The 17,135-nt window shown below is 39.3% G+C and carries 12 protein-coding genes; 8 read left to right on the plus strand and 4 right to left on the minus strand.

Translation table 11 applies throughout. From position 1 onward, the window contains the following. Positions 1–114 precede the first annotated feature (114 nt). The 5 genes from PING_RS00600 (at position 115) to PING_RS00620 (ending at position 4,384) form a co-directional block, all read left to right on the plus strand. Complete coding sequence (locus PING_RS00600; protein WP_011768539.1) at positions 115–597, plus strand: type II secretion system protein M; 483 nt, start codon at positions 115–117, stop codon at positions 595–597. Between the two features lie 37 nt (positions 598–634). Beyond that, positions 635–1,387 carry a type II secretion system protein N gene (locus tag PING_RS00605; RefSeq protein ID WP_011768540.1) on the plus strand — a complete coding sequence of 251 codons (753 nt, stop codon included), beginning with the start codon at positions 635–637 and terminating at the stop codon, positions 1,385–1,387. Between the two features lie 129 nt (positions 1,388–1,516). Continuing rightward, the gene (gene lexA, locus PING_RS00610) at positions 1,517–2,146 is read left to right on the plus strand and encodes a transcriptional repressor LexA (protein WP_011768541.1); all 630 of its coding nucleotides are present in this window, start codon (positions 1,517–1,519) and stop codon (positions 2,144–2,146) included. A 94-nt stretch (positions 2,147–2,240) separates the two neighbouring features. After that, positions 2,241–2,879, plus strand: a complete 639-nt coding sequence (locus PING_RS00615; protein ID WP_011768542.1) for an SCO family protein — start codon at positions 2,241–2,243, stop codon at positions 2,877–2,879. A 206-nt stretch (positions 2,880–3,085) separates the two neighbouring features. Beyond that, positions 3,086–4,384, plus strand: coding sequence for an MATE family efflux transporter (locus tag PING_RS00620; protein ID WP_198134727.1), 1,299 nt, complete (start codon positions 3,086–3,088; stop codon positions 4,382–4,384). Positions 4,385–4,526: 142 nt separating this feature from the next. On the opposite strand, the gene PING_RS00625 is transcribed toward PING_RS00620, so the two are convergent. Then, the gene (locus tag PING_RS00625) at positions 4,527–5,009 is read right to left on the minus strand and encodes a GNAT family N-acetyltransferase (protein WP_011768544.1); all 483 of its coding nucleotides are present in this window, start codon (positions 5,007–5,009) and stop codon (positions 4,527–4,529) included. A gap of 135 nt (positions 5,010–5,144) precedes the next feature. On the opposite strand from PING_RS00625, the gene metA reads away from it, so the two are divergent. The 3 genes from metA (at position 5,145) to PING_RS00640 (ending at position 14,625) form a co-directional block, all read left to right on the plus strand. Continuing rightward, positions 5,145–6,062 (plus strand): homoserine O-acetyltransferase MetA, encoded by a 918-nt coding sequence (gene metA, locus PING_RS00630; RefSeq protein ID WP_011768545.1) that lies wholly within the window; start codon positions 5,145–5,147, stop codon positions 6,060–6,062. A gap of 1,144 nt (positions 6,063–7,206) precedes the next feature. Then, the gene (gene metH, locus PING_RS00635) at positions 7,207–10,890 is read left to right on the plus strand and encodes a methionine synthase (protein ID WP_011768546.1); all 3,684 of its coding nucleotides are present in this window, start codon (positions 7,207–7,209) and stop codon (positions 10,888–10,890) included. Positions 10,891–11,382: 492 nt separating this feature from the next. Then, complete coding sequence (locus PING_RS00640; RefSeq protein ID WP_011768547.1) at positions 11,383–14,625, plus strand: DEAD/DEAH box helicase; 3,243 nt, start codon at positions 11,383–11,385, stop codon at positions 14,623–14,625. A 59-nt stretch (positions 14,626–14,684) separates the two neighbouring features. Here PING_RS00640 and PING_RS00645 read toward each other — a convergent pair whose 3' ends face one another. The 3 genes from PING_RS00645 to PING_RS00655 form a co-directional block, all read right to left on the minus strand. Beyond that, positions 14,685–15,785 carry a YcbX family protein gene (locus PING_RS00645; RefSeq protein WP_011768548.1) on the minus strand — a complete coding sequence of 367 codons (1,101 nt, stop codon included), beginning with the start codon at positions 15,783–15,785 and terminating at the stop codon, positions 14,685–14,687. 24 nt (positions 15,786–15,809) lie between these two features. Beyond that, the gene (locus PING_RS00650) at positions 15,810–16,268 is read right to left on the minus strand and encodes a methylglyoxal synthase (protein WP_011768549.1); all 459 of its coding nucleotides are present in this window, start codon (positions 16,266–16,268) and stop codon (positions 15,810–15,812) included. 487 nt (positions 16,269–16,755) lie between these two features. Continuing rightward, on the minus strand, positions 16,756–17,115 hold the full coding sequence (locus tag PING_RS00655; protein WP_041765708.1) for a YijD family membrane protein: 360 nt from the start codon (positions 17,113–17,115) through the stop codon (positions 16,756–16,758). Positions 17,116–17,135 lie beyond the last annotated feature (20 nt).

A 17,135-nucleotide genomic window follows, 5' to 3' on the forward strand; every position in this document is an offset into this window, starting at 1 on the left:
ACTTTTGTTGGAAAAGTATTAGTGACGTACTAATAAGAAGGAAAAAATAATGGTCGAGTGGTTTAACTTTTGTTGGGAAAGTATTAGTGACGTACTAATAAGAAGGGAAAAATAATGGTCGAGCGCCTTAACACCTGGTGGGAAAGTATTACTGAAAGAGAGCAGCAACTATCATTAGTTTCTGTATTGCTGATATTGATAGCCATTATTTACTGGGGCATATGGCAGCCGCTGTCTATCGGGCTTGATAATAGTGAAAATCAATTACAGCGAGCCCAGCAGACCTTATCCACCACCCAACAGCGCGCAACTCTTTTAGTTAGCGCGGGTGTAGGACAAGGATCCGCTGTGAGTGAAAACCAAAATGTTACCCAGATAGTCACCATCAGTGCGCAACAAAATGGTATTACTTTCTCCCGTATTATAAACCGCAATGAACAAGTTGAAGTGCAGGTAAGTAATGTTGAATTTGACCGTTTCATTAACTGGGTTTCCGTATTAAGCTCGCAATACTCAGTGTCGGTTCTCAATGCGGATATATCTCGTGCAGATGAAGAAGGTTATATTAAAGTCACTCGCCTTTCCCTTGGGTATTAAATCATGCCTTTAACTCTGCCAAAGAGATCCCATCTTCATGAAAATTAAGTTTATTATATTCTTTGTATCTTTTTATCTGGTCGCGTTGCTTGCCACCTTACCGGCAACTGCATTATTGCGTTTTATCCCTCAAAACACGGGGCTCCAGATTGCCGGTGTTTCCGGCTCTGCATGGCAGGGCGAAGCCGCGTTATTATCCTATAACAAAAAACTTAACCTGCAGCGCGTCTCATGGGATGTAGATTGGTTCGCATTGGCTGCTTTGCAGATTAAACTGAATGTTAAATTTAACAATGGTCAGAATGCCATGTCAGGAAAAGGTTTTGTTAAATTAGGTCTTTCCGGGCTGGCGATTGAAAATGTGTTGCTTGATTTAAGTGCTCAGGAATTGCTCTCCTATGCAGATTTACCCATTCCTGTTGAAGCATCGGGCGATATTACCCTGGTAATAAAAGAGGCATCACAGGGTGAACCCTATTGCGATACATTGGATGGTTTTTTTGTTTGGAAAAATGCTGGGATCAACAGTGATCTTGGTAAAATAGATTTAACCACTATGAACATTAATTTGAGTTGTGATAAGGGTAATGCAGTGGCTATTTTGCAGCAGGAATCAGAACAGCTAAGCAGCAACATTAATATCTTATTGCAGCAAGGTGGTGCTTACCGGCTAGTCGGAACAGTTAAAGGCAGTAATAAACTTAGTCCTGACATAAATCAGGCACTCTCCTTTTTGGGGCCAAAAGATGCTTCTGGTGCTACTGTAGTGCGCTTTAATGGCCGTTTGTAGAGATGCTTAAAGCAGGAAAAAATTATTTGTGATGGATTGACTCAAAAATATTGTTTGGAACTAGATTAACTCCATGTATGAATATACACTGTTCATGTTTACAGTTAAATTTAGCGTGGAGATTAAATAATGAAAGAGCTAACCAAGCGTCAAAATGAAGTATTGGATGTGATCAAAGATCAAATATTAAAGACGGGAATGCCTCCTACACGAGTTGAATTAGCTAAGATCCTTGGTTTTCGAAGCGCTAATGCAGCAGAAGAGCACCTTAAAGCTTTAGCGCGTAAAGGTGCGATTGAAATTTTAGCAGGCACATCTCGTGGAATCCGTCTTTTGGGTGAGCATCAACATAATGAAAAAGCGCACCAGGACGGATTGCCTCTTATTGGTCAAGTCGCTGCAGGTGAACCGATTTTAGCTCAGCAGCATATTGAAACCTATTATGATGTTGATCCTGCTTTATTTCACCCTAGTGCTGATTTTTTACTGCGAGTGCAGGGTGAAAGCATGAAAGATATCGGTATTATGGATGGTGATCTGCTGGCTGTACATAAAACCCAAGATATCAAAAACGGGCAAGTGGTCATCGCCCGTGTTGAAGATGATGTAACAGTCAAACGTTTTTATCGAGAAGGCCGCCAGGTGATATTAAAAGCAGAAAACAATGATTTTGGTCCGATTAAAATAGACCTTGCATATCAATCTTTTGATATCGAAGGGATAGCCGTTGGTGTCATTCGAACAGCAGATTGGATGTAATGTCAGCTGTTTTATTTACAGTCTGGCTGTAGTATGAATTGAGCACATTTACCCTCTTTAGATAAGATGATTTTTAATTTAACGGGTTATTGAAATGAAAAAAATATTACTCTTTATAATGCCGTTCTTTCTGTTGTTCTTTCTATTATTAGGACGAGCACAGTTTAAAAATGACTTAACTCAGAATGAATCTTTAATTTTATTTAAAGAAGGTAAAAGTTTAATCGATTTTTCCTTTGATGTGGCAGGAGGTGAACATTTTACTAATCAAGATTTACAAGGAAAATGGACACTTTTCTTTATTGGTTACACTTTTTGTCCTGATATCTGTCCAACGACCTTAGCGCATCTTGATAGTGTTTACCCAAAATTAACAGCACAACCCTATGACGATATACAAATTGTATTTGTCTCGGTTGATCCAAACCGTGATAAAGCCGAGGAATTAGCGGAATATGTACATTACTTTAATTCCGAATTTATAGGTGTGACGAGTACGCACAAACAGCTATGGCCTGTTGTACAAAATTTAGGGTTGATTTACAGCATTGTGGACCAGGGAGTGGGAGATCCCTATTATTTGGTGGATCACAGTGCTTCAATTGTATTAATTAATCCCAAAGGTGAGCATCACGCCTCTTTTCAAGCGACAATAAATGCAGAAGGCATCTTCAGTGTGAAGATGGACTTAATGGTAGAAAACATCCATCAAATGTATAAAAACTGGCATTAAAGCAAATCCACTGGGTAAGTGGTTTATCTTTCTAGCATTGAGTTTATGGATATAATTTTAATCTGAGTGATGCGGATAGCTGTTTTTATCTTTGCATGAGTTATGCAAAGCGCTCACTGTGTTTACAATTGAGTATTTTTATCATGATAAAATCCCCCCTTTTCAATTTAACTATCCACCAGAAAATATTCGCAATTGCATTTCCGATGATGATTTCAAATATTAGCGTGCCATTACTTGGCCTTGTTGATACGGCCGTGATTGGGCATATGCCGGAATCATACTACTTAGCGGGAGTCGCAGTAGGCTCGATGATTGTGACGCTTATTTTCTGGATGCTGGGTTTTTTAAGAATGTCGACCACCGGATTAGTCGCACAGGCTTATGGAGCGGGTGATCATCAGCAAATTATTCGCTTGTTGTTACAAGCTATTCTAGTCGCTTTGTTGTTAGCTATTGCCATTTTACTCTTACAAAAACCTTTGATTATATTGGCCTTAAAATTTATTGAGGGTAGTGAGCAAGTTCTTTTTTATGCACAGTTATATTTTAATATCCGTATTTGGAGCGCGCCAGCAGCTTTGATTAATATGGCGTTATTAGGTTGGTTACTGGGTATGCAAAATGCCAAAGTACCTATGTTTTTACTGATTATTAGCAATGCCATCAATATTGGTTTAGACGTATTATTTGTGGTGTTTTTGGATTGGGGAGTTGCAGGAGTGGCCTGGGCATCTCTATTCGCTGATTATATTTCTTTATTGTGCGGTTTATTACTTGTTAAAAATCACATTAAGCCTTTTTATAAACAGGGAGATTTACTTAAATTAAGTAAACAACTTAGCGATTTAAATTCTCTTAAAAAATTTATTTTATTGAACCGTGATATATTTATTCGCACTTTATGTATACAAGTCACCTTTGCGTTTATGACGATTCAGGGGGTTAAATTGGGAGATGCTGTTGTTTCTGCAAATTTAGTGTTGATGCATTTTCTATTACTTATCTCTTTTTCTATGGATGGTCTTGCTTATGCAGCCGAAGCACTTGTCGGGAAAAGTATCGGTACACGTTGTTTAATAAAATTAAAAGAAAGTGTTTATGTCACTTTATTTTGGTCGGTTATTTTTAGCTTATTGCAGCTCCTGTTATTTTACGTTTATGGGCAGTGGATTATTGCGCAGATAACATCGATTGAAAGTGTGCAAAAAGAGGCGCTCAGCTATTTGCCCTGGTTAGTTATTATTCCGATAACATCAGTATTAGGTTTTATTTTTGATGGGATTTTTATCGGTATGACACGTGCCAAGGAGATGCGTAATAGTCTTATTTTTTCTCTTTTGCTGGTCTATTTCCCCGTTTGGTTTCTATTTTCAGAACAGGGTAACCACGCCTTGTGGATAGCAATGAATGCTTTTATGCTTGCCCGCGGATTAAGCCTTGCATGGATTTATAGGCAACTTAGTAAAAAAGACCAACTAATACCAAAAGAACTAAAAAGGTGATTACTTTTGCTGGTTAAAATCATTGATCACTTCATTAATTCTTTTGGTATGATCCGCTAGCCCCTTTTAGCTTTTATTAAATCACAATGTCGAGCGGTTAGGGCTAGTTGAGCCATCAGTAATCTTTAATTTAAGCTTATTGTTAATATAAAGATTTAGTCCAAAACAGCGCACTGCCACATTTTGGATCTAGTACATAATCAGAGTAACCTAATTTGCTATAGGCATTTTTTGCAATAGTATTACCTTCTAACACCTCAAGAGTGATTTTACAGCAATCGCGAAGCTTTGCGATCTCCTCTATTTTTTTAAATAATAATGATGTTAGACCCTGCCCTCTAAAATCTTGATAGACAACAACATCATGGATATTAAAAAGTGGTTTACAAGCAAATGTTGAAAACCCCTCTATTGCCGTTAACAGTGCAGCGGGTTTATTGTTCGAAAATATTAATACAATAAAAATATCATTACGTTTTAATAAGGTTGGAATCAGGTTTTGTTTTGCAAAATTTGAAAGATCTTGACCTCCTCCCATTGGATCTGATGCGTAGTGTGACATCAAATGCAGATAAGCCTTGGCGTGTTCAGTGTGTGATAAATCAGCCTGTACAATATTAAACATTAGGACCCCTTGAATAATTTTTTTTTCTAGTGCGATAATATCATTTAGAAGGATTTTTTAGCAGTATTAATAAAATTAGTGTTAGACTTCTGGATGTCCAAATAAAAATATATTCTAATATGGGGTTTTAAAATTATGCCAATTCGTATTTCTGATGATCTGCCAGCTGCTGATATTTTAAGGTCAGAAAATATTTTTACTATGTCTGAATCGCGCGCTAGCCTTCAGAATATCCGTCCTTTACGTGTTTTGATTCTTAATTTGATGCCGAAAAAAATTGAAACAGAAACACAAATAATGCGTTTGTTATCTAATACACCATTACAAGTAAATGTTGAATTAATACGAGTAGATGCCCGCGCATCACGCAACACCCCGAAAGAGCACTTAGACAAATTTTACAGTGATTTTGACCGAGTCAAAAATCAAAAGTGGGATGGTTTTGTGATTACCGGGGCACCACTAGGACAGCTTCCCTTTGAAGATGTTTACTATTGGGAAAAGTTTGTCGAAATTGTTGAATGGTCACGCCATAATGTAACCTCAACACTCTTTTTGTGTTGGGCTGCGCAGGCTGCTTTAACCTATTTATATGGCTTAAAGAAAGAAACACGGGGAGATAAACTGTCTGGTATTTATTTACACCGTACCCATCACCATCATCACCCTCTAGTACGCGGATTTGATGATGAATTTTGGGCTCCATTATCTCGTTTTGCTGAATTTAATTCAGAGGTGGTCTCTGAAAATAGTGATTTAACTATTTTTGCAGATGCACCCAATGCGGGTATTTATTTGGCCGCCAGCCCGGATTGTCGTCAGGTTTATGTTACCGGGCACCCGGAATATGATGCGAGTACATTACATAATGAGTATTTACGCGATCTCGAAGAGGGGTTGGAGCCCAAACAGCCAGTGAATTATTATCCCGATAATGATCAGAATAAAACACCGCGGGCAATTTGGCGAAGTCATGGAAACTTATTATACAGCAACTGGTTAAACTATTGTGTTTATCAAGTGACACCCTATGACTTAGCCGATTTGATATAACAAGCCAATAAAAAATTGCCTTGGTAAATTTTTGATTATTTCAGTGGTGGTTTAATAGCACTACCAATAATAACTTCTACACTTTAAATGTTAGCGGTAGAAATTTTTATTTAGCTGACAGAAAATACAGAAAATAGTTGTTAGTCAATAGTCGTTAGTTAGTAAATAGGCTCAGCGAATCTTTAATATAGATTTTCGTTGATATCCCTAAGTAATATGGAGGGTTATATATTACCCATAGTATCAGTTTTTAGTGGGGCCATAACCTAATTAAGAGTTAGCAGTTGTAACTTGTTAGCCCGAAGGGCAGAGGGGGAGGTTTATTTATATTTAAGTTAAAAACTGGTTTTGGTTAGATCACTAACATGGAGGGACTACATATTATTATTTTGTATCAGTTTTTGAAAAGCAGTAATAGTATTTAGGAGTGAGCTATTTTGAGCCTCTCATTGCCAGTCCGGCGTTACTGTTGCTGTTTTTTGTGGCGTGATAGCCGATCATAGTTTAAATACAGATTTTTGGTTATGTTTCGACTTTTTCTTAACATCTGTCTACAAATAAACATTCTATTTTCCTCTGTTTATCTGGTGGTGTAGGAAAAGTAATAATTTAAGAATCCCTTTTATTTATTATGATGGCATTATAATTTTTAAAAAAGAACAGTATAAGTAAAAAGCGAACTACTCTTAGTTCGCTTTTTTATATCTGAAATTTATGATAGCTACTTTTTGACGTTTTTCTGCCTAAGTACTCTTACATAAGTACTCTTGCATAAATTTCCCGGTTTTTTTGAGCTCTTTACTCAATAAAAGCGCTCTTAAGATCAGAAAACTTTTGGGTGAGTACTTGGCTTATTATAACAAATCCACCTAAGTTCTCTTCATTTATAGAAGTCAAAATAAATGCTCGTCAGGGATAAAAATCACCATACCGTTAGGCTTACAACTTGAATTCAAATACTAACCAAGGTTGAATACTTTTTTAGTTTTAAGCGCACAGAATTTTTTGCTTTTTCAGTGCAAATTTATTTCATTATTTAGAAGAGAATATTTCAATCAAAGAGCATCTTTGATGCGTCAGTTTTAACTACTTTCATGCTAATATTCTAACCTATTATTCACAGCACCAAATATCAGGAAGTCCTATGGTAGTTAACGATCGAAGCGCACTTATTAAGGCGCAGCTAGAAAAGCATATCCTTCTTATTGATGGAGCCATGGGCACCATGATCCAGTCTTATAAATTTGAAGAAGAGGATTATCGTGGTGAACGTTTTGCTGATTGGTCCTGTGACGTTAAAGGCAATAATGATCTGTTGGTTTTATCTCAACCTCGAGTGATTGCGGATATTCACCGTGAATATTTAGATGCCGGGGCAGACATTCTTGAAACGAATACCTTTAATGCAACTACTATTGCCATGGCTGATTATCAAATGCAGTCATTATCAGCAGAAATAAATCGTGAAGCCGCCCGTTTAGCGCGTCAAGAGGCTGATCAAAAAACCGCAGAAACACCGGAACGCCCACGTTTTGTGGCTGGTGTTTTAGGCCCAACAAACCGTACCTGCTCAATCTCTCCGGATGTAAACGATCCTGCCTTTCGTAATGTCAGCTTTGATGAACTCGTTGAGGCGTACACTGAATCAACCCGCGCGTTAATTGAAGGCGGGTGTGACCTCATTTTAATTGAGACTATTTTTGATACGCTCAATGCCAAAGCAGCCGTTTTCGCGGTAAGTGGTGTTTTTGATGAGCTCGGTTATAAATTACCCGTTATGATCTCCGGCACAATAACTGATGCCTCCGGACGAACGCTTACCGGGCAAACAACCGAAGCTTTTTACAACTCATTACGCCATATTGAGCCTATCTCATTTGGTCTAAACTGTGCGCTTGGACCCGAGGAACTGCGCCAATATGTGCAGGAGATATCGAAGATTTCAGAAACATATGTTTCAGCACACCCGAATGCGGGTTTACCTAATGCCTTTGGTGAATATGATTTAGAAGCCGATGAAATGGCTGCGCATATTAAAGAGTGGGCAGAAAGTGGTTTCTTAAATTTAGTTGGTGGCTGTTGCGGCACGACGCCCGCGCATATTAAAGCAATGGCTGATGCTGTTGCCGGCGTAAAACCGCGCGCCCTGCCTGAGATTGAAATTGCCTGCCGATTAAGCGGATTAGAAGCATTAACTATCCGCAAAGATTCTCTCTTTCAAAATGTTGGCGAGCGGACCAATGTAACAGGCTCTGCCCGCTTTAAGCGCTTAATCATGGACGAGCTTTATGATCAGGCACTAGAGGTGGCACTTCATCAAGTGACAGCTGGCGCCAATATTATCGATATTAATATGGATGAAGCGATGCTTGATTCATTGTATGCGATGAAACGTTTTCTTAATTTATGTGCCTCTGAGCCGGATATTTCCAGAGTACCGATTATGATCGACTCGTCTAAATGGGAAATTTTAGAAGAGGGCATGAAGTGTGTGCAAGGTAAGGGGATTGTTAATTCGATCAGCATGAAAGAGGGCGTTGATAATTTTATTGCTCAGGCTAAGTTAATCCGCCGTTATGGTTTTGCTGTGATTGTAATGGCTTTTGATGAAGACGGGCAAGCCGATACGCGTGCCCGTAAATTTGATATTTGTAAACGTTCTTACGATATTCTGGTTAACCAGGTGGGGTTCCCGCCGGAAGATATTATTTTTGACCCCAATATTTTTGCTGTGGCCACGGGTATTTCCGATCATAACAATTATGCCGTTGATTTCATCGAAGCGGTTAAAGATATTAAAACCAATCTACCCCATGTGATGATCTCAGGTGGTGTTTCTAACGTTTCTTTCTCCTTTCGGGGCAATAACCCCGTTCGTGAAGCTATCCATGCTGTGTTTCTCTATCACTGTATCCAAAATGGCATGGACATGGGCATTGTTAATGCAGCACAACTGGCCATTTATGATGATATCCCAAAAGAGTTAAAAGAAGCCGTTGAAGCGATTATTTTAAATACCAGCCCGGATGCAACGGATAATTTACTGGAGCTGGCGGAAAAATACCGAGATTCCGGCAGTGAAAAAGTGGATGATGGCAAGTCCTTGGAATGGCGGAACCTGCCCGTTAACGAACGTATTGCCCATTCTTTAGTAAAAGGTATTACCGAGTTTATTGTGGAAGATACCGAAGAAGCACGCGTCAATGCTGAAATGCCCATAGACGTTATTGAAGGGCCATTAATGGATGGTATGAATATTGTTGGCGATCTCTTTGGTGACGGAAAAATGTTTTTACCACAAGTGGTTAAGTCGGCGCGTGTTATGAAACAGGCGGTGGCTTATCTCAACCCTTATATTGAAGAAACTAAAGCGGTTGGTGCGACCAACGGTAAAATCGTTATGGCCACGGTTAAAGGGGATGTCCACGATATTGGTAAAAATATTGTCGGTGTTATTTTACAGTGTAATAACTATGAAATTATCGATCTTGGTGTCATGGTGCCAACTGAAAAAATCATTAAAACGGCGATAGCAGAAAAGGCTGATATAATTGGTTTATCCGGCCTAATTACCCCCTCCTTAGATGAAATGGTGTATGTTGCCAAGGAGATGCAGCGTCAGGGTTTGAAATTGCCGTTATTAATCGGGGGAGCAACAACCTCTAAAGCCCATACCGCAGTAAAAATAGAGCAGAATTACGATCAGCCCGTGGTCTATGTGTCTAATGCATCCCGTGCAGTCGGGGTTTGTCAGAAATTATTAAATCCCGTTCATAAACTAGAATTTGTGAAAAAATTGGATGAAGATTATGTTAGGGTACGTGAACAATATGCTAATAGACGTCCTCGCAGCGCACCCGTTTCACTACAGCGAGCGCGTGCTAACGCCGCTAAAATTGATTGGGCTAATTACCAACCACCCGTACCAAATCAACTGGGTGTGCAGGTTATTAAAAAGATGTCGATTAAAATATTACGTGAATATATTGACTGGACTCCCTTCTTTTTGACTTGGGGACTAGCAGGCAAGTATCCGAGAATTCTTGAGGATGAAGTTGTTGGCGAAGAAGCTAAGCGTTTATTTGCTGATGCACTGGCAATGCTTGATGTCGTTGAAGCACAAGGGGAAATATCTGCCAGCGGTATGGTTGGCATTTTTCCTGCGAACAGTGTGGGTGATGATATCGAAATTTACACCGATCAAACGCGCAGTAAAATATTACAAATGAGTCATCATCTGCGCCAGCAAAGCGAGAAAAAACCGCCCTTTGTCAATCATTGTTTAGCCGACTACATTGCGCCTAAATCATTGGGTATTGCCGATTATATTGGCGCATTTGCTGTGACGGGAGGTATCGGTGAAAAGGAAGTTGCCGAGCGTTATAAAGCCGAACTTGATGATTACAATGCGATTCTGGTACAGGCTATTTGTGACCGTTTAGCCGAGGCCTTTGCTGAATATCTGCATCAGAAAACCCGCAAGGAATATTGGGGATTTGCAGCGAATGAAACCCTAGAGTGTGATGATTTGATTCGTGAAAAATACCAGGGTATTCGCCCGGCACCGGGTTATGCTGCCTGTCCTGAGCATACCGAAAAGCAAGTGATTTGGGACTTAATGGATGTAGAGCAACAGATTGGTATGCAGTTAACCAGCAGTTATGCGATGTTCCCGGGAGCTGCGGTCTCGGGATGGATTTTCTCGCATCCTGAAAGTCGTTATTTTGCCGTTGCACATATTCAGCAGGATCAGTTAGAGGATTACGCAGGGCGTAAAGGCTGGGATTTACTAACGGCAGAGCGCTGGTTAGGTCCTAACCTTTCATAAGGCTATAAATTATAGGTCAATAAATTGGGAGCTTAGGCTCCCTTTTTTGTTTTCCCAACAAAGCTGGTAAACCCACCTGCAGCTGCGACGCGGTATATCGGGTAAAAGCAAATTGCAGAACATGTAGCATAAAGACGGGGATTTATGGACTGCTGAAGAGTGATTGGATCCTCATTTATAATATTTTAAAGTAGCCATATCAAAAGCAAATAAATAATGGCTTTTGATATGTTCTGTCAGTGTATGCTGATTGAGTTTTATTCTTAATCTGTGCGTTTATTACAGTCTATATCATTAAATAATTTCAAACCGCACAGTAAAAATTAATGCCGATAGAGTGTTTACTAAGGTATCACTGACGGCTGTATTGTGCTAGCAACCCTTGAAATTGCTGATTTTAGGGTTATTTTTTCTGCTTAGTGGGAATAAATCTTTATTTATTGTCCTGTGACCTCTATCATTAATGATCCATTTTTTCAGTTGGTTAAATAGATGCCCAAAATCACTCCGCAAGACATTTCCACTAGTTTCGGCCGTAATATTATCGACCGTGGAACACGCTACTTTAAAGAAAGCAGAGTGTTATCTTGTGAATACGATGAGGATAAAAAGCAACTCCACGGCAGTGTTAAAGGATCATCAGAAACCCCTTACCAAACCAGTGCTTCAATTAAACCGTCTAATAAAGGCGGATTTATTATCCACAGCACTTGTACCTGCCCGGTCGGCTGGAACTGTAAACACGCAGTGGCTTTGTTGCTTGCTTATCAGGCGGACACTCCAAATTATAATATTGAGAATAGCTACCAGACTTGGTTTGAATTATTACAAAGTCAACTTTCTAAAAAGAAATCTATAACGGCACCTAGTGCTTATCAGGGTCATTTCCGCCTTTCATTTAATAAAAGTGCATATAATCATTCATTGCTCTATTTACAGGTGGAATACGGCTCAGTACGTTTTCTAAAAAGTGAAAATGCGAATGTCTTTGCCGCAAAAGATCTTATTTCTGTTGTAGAAAATGAATCTTGGATGGAAAGTTATAAATGGGTGCAAGAAGAAGACGTCTCTATTTTACAACTTTTATTAGCTAAAGAAGGGCGTGTACCCAAGCTTGAAAAAACCAGCATGCACACTGAAAATGACCTGCTTGCACTGCATAAAATATTAGCAACAGGGCGTTGTTTCTGGCGGAACTTGAATCTGCCTTTACAGGCCGGTGAGAAAAAACCGATACAACTTGAGTGGGTTGATGAGGAAGATTTAAAACAATTACAGGTGAGTCTTGAAAATACAGACAACTGGTTGTTAATTCCGACACCCACGCCTTTCTATATTGATACGGATCGCGGTTTAGTGGCTGAAATTGACAGTGTGTTTGATAGCGGTTGGATTTTGTCCTTATTAAAAACGCCACCACTTGGGGAACAACAGTGTGTCCATTTCACCGAGCAGGTATCGCTGCGTTTTCCTCAGGCTGTTTTACCCAATCCCATGGTTTATCAAACGCGTGAAATTTTGGATGAATTACAGGTCGTATTGAGTCTCAACGAAAAAGAGATCAAGGGCCAAAAGTTGTTTATCTCTCGTTTGTATTTTCGTTATGGTGATCTCGAATTAAATCCGGGTATCGTTGATGAGCCAGATCGTACTCAATTTATGTGCAACAATAAAATTGTCACTATTGATCGGGATCTTAATCAGGAACGCTTAGCGCTCAAACATTTTGAGCAGCTGTGCCTGTTAGATCTGTCGATGTACGATCCTAAACAGCCTGACACCGATCAGCTCTTGGGTATTTTACCGCCGGAGTTAGGGGGATCTCAGGAATTTCAGTGGTTATCATTATTAACGGCTCATAAAGCTCGCTTGGAAGTTATGGGCTGGCGCTTTGAAATTTCTTCGAATCTTGTCTTGCTGAGCGATCAGGTGAATAGCATTGATATTGAAGTTGAAGAGCAGGGGCAGTGGTTTGACCTTGGCGTATCTATTGAGATTGAAGGTAAACGTATTGAGTTATTACCGCTATTATTGGAATGGTTGCGTAATAATGAAGATTGGCAACAGCACCGCTTTGATATTTTATTAGCCCAACCCAACGGACGGCCATTACGTATTAAACGTGAATCTATTCAACCCATTTTATCAATATTGCAGGAGTTGGGTGAGGTCAATAATGATAATATTCACCTGCCGCAAAGTCAGGCGGCTTTATTAGCTCAATTACCTGAAATAAATAGTTGGGTTGGTGGATCACATGTTAAGGCATTAGCTGAAAAACTGAGTAATTTCACTGGAATTCAAGAAGTTACATTACCTGAAGGGCTGGATGCAACATTAAGAGATTATCAACATACGGGATTAAATTGGCTGGTATTTTTAAATGAATATGGGTTTTCAGGAGTGCTGGCCGATGACATGGGTTTGGGTAAAACCATTCAAACATTGGCCTATATACTTTATAAAAAACAGCATCAGCAATTAGTTCACCCGGCGTTGGTTATTTGCCCGACTTCATTGGTGGGCAACTGGTTAAATGAAACAACTAAGTTTACCCCAGATTTAAAAGTGCTGATATTACATGGTGCGGACAGGCATAAGTCTTTTGAGTATGTGCCTGATTATGATTTAGTGATCACCACTTATCCATTAGTTGGCCGCGATTTTACTCAGCTGGAAGCGTTTCAATTCTCAGATTTAATTCTTGATGAAGCACAAACCATTAAAAACCCTTTGGCAAAAATGACCAAAAGTATTAAACGTTTAAATGCAAAACAGCGTTTATGTTTAACGGGTACGCCAATGGAGAATCATTTAGGCGAATTATGGTCACTGTTTGACTTCTTAATGCCTGGATTTTTGGGTAGCTATGCGACTTTTAATCGCTTTTATCGTAAAGGAATTGAAGGCGAAGGAAATGCACAGGTACAGTCCTGGTTAATACAAAAAACTCATCCTTTTTTATTACGCCGGACCAAAGATGATGTGGCAAAAGAGCTGCCTGCCAAGACTGAAATTATCCAGAATATAGTGCTGCCTAATGACCAGCGTACCTTATATGAAAGCATCCGTGTCACTATGGAAGAAAAAGTCCGTGATTTACTTAAAGAAAAAGGCCTGGCAAGAAGCCGTATAGAGTTTTTGGATGCACTGCTTAAACTGCGTCAAGCCTGTTGTGATCCACGTTTAGTGAAACTTGAGCATGCAAAAAACATTAAAAGTTCGGCCAAGCTCGACTATTTGATGGGTGTTTTACCGGAAATGATTGAAGAAGGCAGACGTATCCTTATCTTTTCTCAGTTTGCACAAATGTTAGGTTTGATTGAACAATCACTGCTGGCATCGGATATTGATTTTGTTAAGTTAACCGGGCAGACGCGTAATCGGAGTGAAGTGATTGATAAATTCCAAAATGGAAATGTGCCGATTTTCCTTATTTCCTTAAAGGCAGGTGGGGTTGGGCTTAACCTGACCGCTGCGGATACGGTTATCCATTATGATCCTTGGTGGAACCCTGCGGTAGAAAATCAAGCGACGGATCGTGCTTATCGAATTGGTCAGGATAAGCCAGTCTTTGTGTATAAATTAATTTGTGAGCATACCGTTGAAGAGCGTGTTCTCGCACTGCAAACGCGTAAGCAAAAGCTTGCGGATAGCGTTTATGGTAGTGAGCAAGAGGAAAAATTTGTACCTGATAATAGCGATACGTTATTGAAGTTATTTGAACGTTACTAATTCATTATAAAAAGAGCCTTTTTCAAAAGGCTCTTTTTTATTTTCCTTCTTCGATATTATTAATGGTTGATACTAATATCTGAGGTGGGGATACAACTGCAGGCAAGAATATACCCCTGCTCAATTTCTTCTTCACTTAATCCTTCATCATTAAGCACCTGCACTTCACCTTCGATTAATTTAACCTTGCAGCTACCACATTGCCCACCCCGGCAGGAGTACGGGATATCGATGCCTGCTTGTTCCGCTTGATCTAATAATAGTTGTTGATTATCCCCCTGAGTGGTTACGTTTGAGCCTTGATAATGTATTGCTAAGGTTTCTTTATTATTTTCCTGTTGATCGTCCTGAGCGCTATAAAATCGGGCCCCCTGGGCAATGATCACTTGTACCTCGTCACCTGCTCGAATCAAACCTTCATTAAGAGGAATCAAATTTTGCCCAAAATCGATATTTCCATGGGAATAACGAAATTTGGATAATGTTAGTAAAGGTTCACTTTGGTCAGCAATGCCGGTTTTAGGATCCACATTAATAAATATACAACGTGAGCAAGGTTTACTGACTTCAAATTCGACTTCTCCAATCTTAATGCGGGACCAGCTGTCTTCAACAAAAGGGAAATCACCTTTGACAACAATATTAGGACGAAAATGTAATGCGGTTACCGGCGTTGTTAAGCGCGCATTAAGTTGCTCTACGGATGTTTGATTAATCAATAATAACGGGTAACCATCGGCAAATGAAACCGGTGCGTTAGTATTTTTGACCAAGCGCTGAGTTTCTTCTGCAAAAAAGACCAGCTGGCATTTTTTTTGCAAAAAGGCTGAAAACCATTGGTCGTAATCCTCATGACAATGCAGTGCGTTAACATTATCAGACCACAGCTGTGCATTTTTAGTTTGCTGGCCAAAGTGCGCAGGATTAATGGTTAATGATGGCATATTGGGGGCGTTGACTATTAACGTTTTTTTTGAAAACTGCACCTCTATTTGGGTGAGTTGCGGGTAACTTCGACCGGTAATAAATTGCCCTTGTTGATCAATCAACATATAACGACGATCAAACTTTAAACCTGCTTTTTCAACTTTTGCAGCAGGTTGGTTAATCGCTTTGACTGATTTAATGGGATAAATATAAATATCTGTAAGTGTTTGCAAGTTAGAAGCCTTCTTAAGCGGGTGTTATTCAGTGCGTTCAGCCATGTAACCGAGGTAATCTGGAATACGCGTAGTGTAACTTTTTCCAATATGTAACGAATCGATAATAAAATCAGCAGTGGATATATTGGTAGCAACGGGGATGTTCCATACTGCAGAGATACGTAATAATGCTTTCACATCGGGATCATGCGGCACAGCATTCATCGGATCCCAAAAAAATATCAGCAGATCAATTTCACCTTCTGCTATTTTGGCGCCAAGTTGCAGATCACCTCCCATTGGTCCGGAGAGCAAACACTCAATGGGCAAACCTAATTTATTCGCCAATAAGCTGCCTGTGGTGCCCGTTGCATAGAGCTGGTGGTCTTTTAATACATTGATGCGTCTTTGTGACCAGTTTAATAGTTCTGTTTTCATATGGTCATGTGCAACGAGTGCGATCCGCTTATATTTAGGCAACTCGCGGGTTATATATTGCATTTTAGCTCCTTAAAAATGATCGTAAGGCTTAAGTATCTGGCTTGTCAGGTATCATGGTTCAGTTATTCGAAGATAGGTCCGTTTAAATACGCGGTGATTAAAGCCTCTTTCGATTTACAGCCGGCGTGTCAAATACTTTCCCGTATCCAGGATCAGTACAGAGATTAAATTTTAACCTATTGTAACGCAGTGATAGCTTGCTAGCCAGTCTCCTGCAATGAACATAGAGGTTGTAAAATTTAAAAGGTGGGAATACCCATTTAAATCAATAATTGAAGAATTTGTCCTGTTTTACAATATGATCACTTAGTGATTTATTTTGCTATAAAGAGATGATCAAATTTGCGGAGGGGATATAACGTCGACCCGTTATCCAGCTCGCTAATTTTTGTCTTAACCAAATTATAAAATAGGTTAAATATTTTATGGAAGGGTGTAAAAAAGAGGGTATCAACTTAGTTAATATCCTTTTTATTTACAATAAACTTTAAGCAGAATAGCGTTTGTCACCAAACATTAGTTTATAGATTAACCAGATGGTTAAAATCAGAGTTAATGTGACTGAAAATAAGTTTGACCCTAATTCAGGGTATTGTGTGCCAATAAAAGCAGAGTAAGAAAATATACCAATAAAAAAGGATACCCAAGCTGGGCGAATACTGATTTCATTATCGGGTTCTTTAATATAAAGACCATAAAAGTGATTCACAGAAAAGAACAGCGTAAGAAAGGCAAAAAAAGAAAACGGAACGGGTTCTTTGGTAAGCATTGAATAGCAGGCACTGAGTGAAAGCCCAATAATATAGGTGTAAACAAGCCATTTTAATGAAATAATAGGTTGATTCATAGAGTGTTTCCTCCGATAGG

This window comes from Psychromonas ingrahamii 37 (assembly GCF_000015285.1).
GTDB lineage: Bacteria > Pseudomonadota > Gammaproteobacteria > Enterobacterales > Psychromonadaceae > Psychromonas > Psychromonas ingrahamii.

Coding starts and splice junctions, on each gene's coding strand:
- PING_RS00600 (WP_011768539.1), top strand. CDS start 115: ATGGTCGAGCGCCTTAACACCTGGTGGGAAAGTATTACTGAAAGAGAG.
- PING_RS00605 (WP_011768540.1), top strand. CDS start 635: ATGAAAATTAAGTTTATTATATTCTTTGTATCTTTTTATCTGGTCGCG.
- lexA (WP_011768541.1), top strand. CDS start 1,517: ATGAAAGAGCTAACCAAGCGTCAAAATGAAGTATTGGATGTGATCAAA.
- PING_RS00615 (WP_011768542.1), top strand. CDS start 2,241: ATGAAAAAAATATTACTCTTTATAATGCCGTTCTTTCTGTTGTTCTTT.
- PING_RS00620 (WP_198134727.1), top strand. CDS start 3,086: ATGATGATTTCAAATATTAGCGTGCCATTACTTGGCCTTGTTGATACG.
- PING_RS00625 (WP_011768544.1), bottom strand. CDS start 5,009: ATGTTTAATATTGTACAGGCTGATTTATCACACACTGAACACGCCAAG.
- metA (WP_011768545.1), top strand. CDS start 5,145: ATGCCAATTCGTATTTCTGATGATCTGCCAGCTGCTGATATTTTAAGG.
- metH (WP_011768546.1), top strand. CDS start 7,207: ATGGTAGTTAACGATCGAAGCGCACTTATTAAGGCGCAGCTAGAAAAG.
- PING_RS00640 (WP_011768547.1), top strand. CDS start 11,383: ATGCCCAAAATCACTCCGCAAGACATTTCCACTAGTTTCGGCCGTAAT.
- PING_RS00650 (WP_011768549.1), bottom strand. CDS start 16,268: ATGCAATATATAACCCGCGAGTTGCCTAAATATAAGCGGATCGCACTC.
- PING_RS00655 (WP_041765708.1), bottom strand. CDS start 17,115: ATGAATCAACCTATTATTTCATTAAAATGGCTTGTTTACACCTATATT.